The organism is Thermoflavimicrobium daqui (assembly GCF_003313465.1).
GTDB lineage: Bacteria > Bacillota > Bacilli > Thermoactinomycetales > Thermoactinomycetaceae > Thermoflavimicrobium > Thermoflavimicrobium daqui.
In genome coordinates, this window is the sequence record NZ_KZ845696.1 from 1 (window position 1) to 2,770 (window position 2,770).

Consider the following 2,770-nt stretch of genomic DNA (forward strand, 5'->3'; position numbering starts at 1 on the left):
GTGAGACGATCTCCTCCTGTCAGCATGACACGGAGTGGGGTTGCTTCTGACCAGTCTTCGGACAGCATTTCCATCGCTAATGGAGTAGGTACAAATGAAACGGTAATCCCCATTTCAGAAAACCACTGAATCAGTGCTTTTGGTGATAGACGTACTTGATCATCGGCTAGAACCAAAGTTGCACCTGAGCCAAGAGTAGACCACACTTCCCAAGCCATCGCATCAAAGGCCGTTCCTGCTATTTGGGTACAGCGATCACTTGTTCCCAGTCCAAAAGTTTCACGATGCCAAGCCACCAAACTCTGAATGGATTGATGCGTTACACTCACACCATTGGGGCGTCCAGTCGAGCCTGAGGTATAAATAATGTAGGCAAAATCGGATGGAGTCACATCAACCGATAAGCTGGGTTTTGTTTCTATGTTAAATAGAGATTCATCGATACATAGAAGCGAAACTCCCAACCCCTCAAATAAGTGACTTGTCGAGCTATCTATCATTACTAGTCGAGCAGCACTATCTTTGACTACATAATGGCATCTCTGCATAGGATATGCTGCATCCAACGGGACATAAACCGCTCCTACTTTCAAAATAGCTACTAATGATACAATCAAATCAACAGATCGTCCCATACAAACAGCCACACGATCTCCTAAACCAATCCCTAAATCCTGTAAGTGTTGTGCCAACAGAAGAGAACGGGATTCTAGTTCTTGGTATGTTAAAGCACCGCTATCTCCTATAATGGCATAAGCATCAGGTTGTTTTTCCGCCCATTCTGTAATGAGATGATGAATACAGGCAGGTGAATCATAAACAACGGGATTATGGTTCGCATATTGTAGCAGTTGTCGATATTCACTCTCATTGGTTAATGGTAATTCAGAAATAGGCACGGACTCATTTTCACAAATTCCTTCAACTAACTGGATAAAATGTTCTGCCATGCGCTCCATCGTTTCCGACTTAAATAAATCTTGAGAGTAGACTAAATAACCTTGGAGTTCTCCTGCATTTTGCCACATATGCAGTTCCAAATCGAAACGAGTTGTTTGTACATCCATTTCAAATGGAACAACGGATGAGCCTGCAAGCTCTAACTCTTCATAAGGTGCATTTTGCAAAGCAAAAACCACTTGAAAAAGCGGATTCCGGCTAAGATCACGCTTTGGCTGTAACTCCTCTACTAACTTTTCAAATGGCAAGTCTTGATGGGCATAGGCTTCTAATGTTGATTCCTTGACTTGAACTAATAAATCAGTGAAAGTCATATCTTCAGATAAATTCGCCCTCATGACTAAGCTATTGACAAAGAAGCCAATCAGTCCTTCTATTTCACTTTGAGTTCGATTGGCAATCGGTGACCCAACAGCAATATCCCTTTGTCCTGTATAACGATGTAGCATCAACTGGAAGATGGCTAGTAAGGTCATATACAAGGTGCTTCCATATGTTTGGCTCAGTGCCTCCAAACGCTTCGTAAGCTTAGAATCGATTTGAAAAACATGCATGTTACCACGGAATGTAGAAATTGCAGGACGAGCAAAGTCAGTCGGAAGTTCCAATTGAGATAAACCATCCAAACGTTCTTTCCAATATCTAAGCTGTCGTTCCAACTCTGAACTAGACAACCACTTCCTTTGCCAAGCTGCAAAATCAGCGTATTGAATTGGCAGAAGGGATAGTTGTGCTTGTGTATGATTGATCCGTGCTTCATACAATGCACTTAATTCCCGATGGAATATACTCATTGACCAACCGTCTGAAACAATGTGATGCATAACAACAACCAACACATGATCTGTATGATTCAGCTTTAACAAACGTACACGTAGCAGGGGACCTTGCTCTAAGTTAAACGGAATAAGTGCTTCTTGATGAACTATATTCCGTGCATTTTGTACTTTCTCCTCGATGGAAGCGCCATCTACTTCTTCGATCTCCAAGTGGATCTCTTTTGGTTTTGTAATCAATTGCATTGGTTGTCCATCATGTTCAATAAATACGGTCCGTAATGTTTCATGTCGTTCAACAAGGTCATATAAACTTAAGCGAAGAGCTTCTTCATTTAAAGGTCCTTGAATCCTAATCGCACTTGGCATGTTATAAAAAGGATTATCTTTTACAAGCTGCTCTAATACCCACAATCTTTGTTGTGCAAAAGAAGTGATACAAGGTTGATCTCGATCCACTCGTTCCCATTGAGTTACATGAGTTTTGACTTCTTCAGATGATTCGAAGGTTGAAATCCATCGTGCTACAGCTTCTACGGTAGGATTTTCAAAGAATGTACGTAGCGAGAGCTCATAGCCCCAATGATCTCGAATCCGAGCTACTAAACGGGTAGCAATTAGCGAATGTCCACCTAGATCAAAAAAGTTATCTTGTACACTGATCAAATCCATACCAAGTAAGTCAGCAAAATTCTCTGCTATATGCTTTTCTATATCATTACGTGGTGGTACGTAATAAGTTGTTACTTCTGTGGTATCTAACTGATATTCCATCAGTATTTTTCGATTCACTTTTCCATTTGGTGTGAGTGGTAATGCATCTAATATGACAAAGGCGGCTGGTATCATACTTTCAGGGACTCGATCTTGTAGATAGCGTCTAAGCTCTGTTACAGATAGTACTGGCTTGGAACGAACAGGGAGATTGGCTAGTGGCTCATTTCGCTCGATCTGAATGCCTGGCCAAGCAATATCAGGTAACTGGGCTCCTTGCTTCGTAAAGACCACATCAAAGCTTCCATCTGAATATCCAC

At 41.6% G+C, this 2,770-nt stretch carries 1 protein-coding gene; it reads right to left on the reverse strand.

Going from position 1 to position 2,770, the window contains the following annotated elements:
* Positions 1-2,744, reverse strand: a 2,744-nt coding sequence (locus DL897_RS17930; protein WP_145962247.1) for a condensation domain-containing protein, incomplete at its 3' end; no start/stop codon positions are given.
* Positions 2,745-2,770 lie beyond the last annotated feature (26 nt).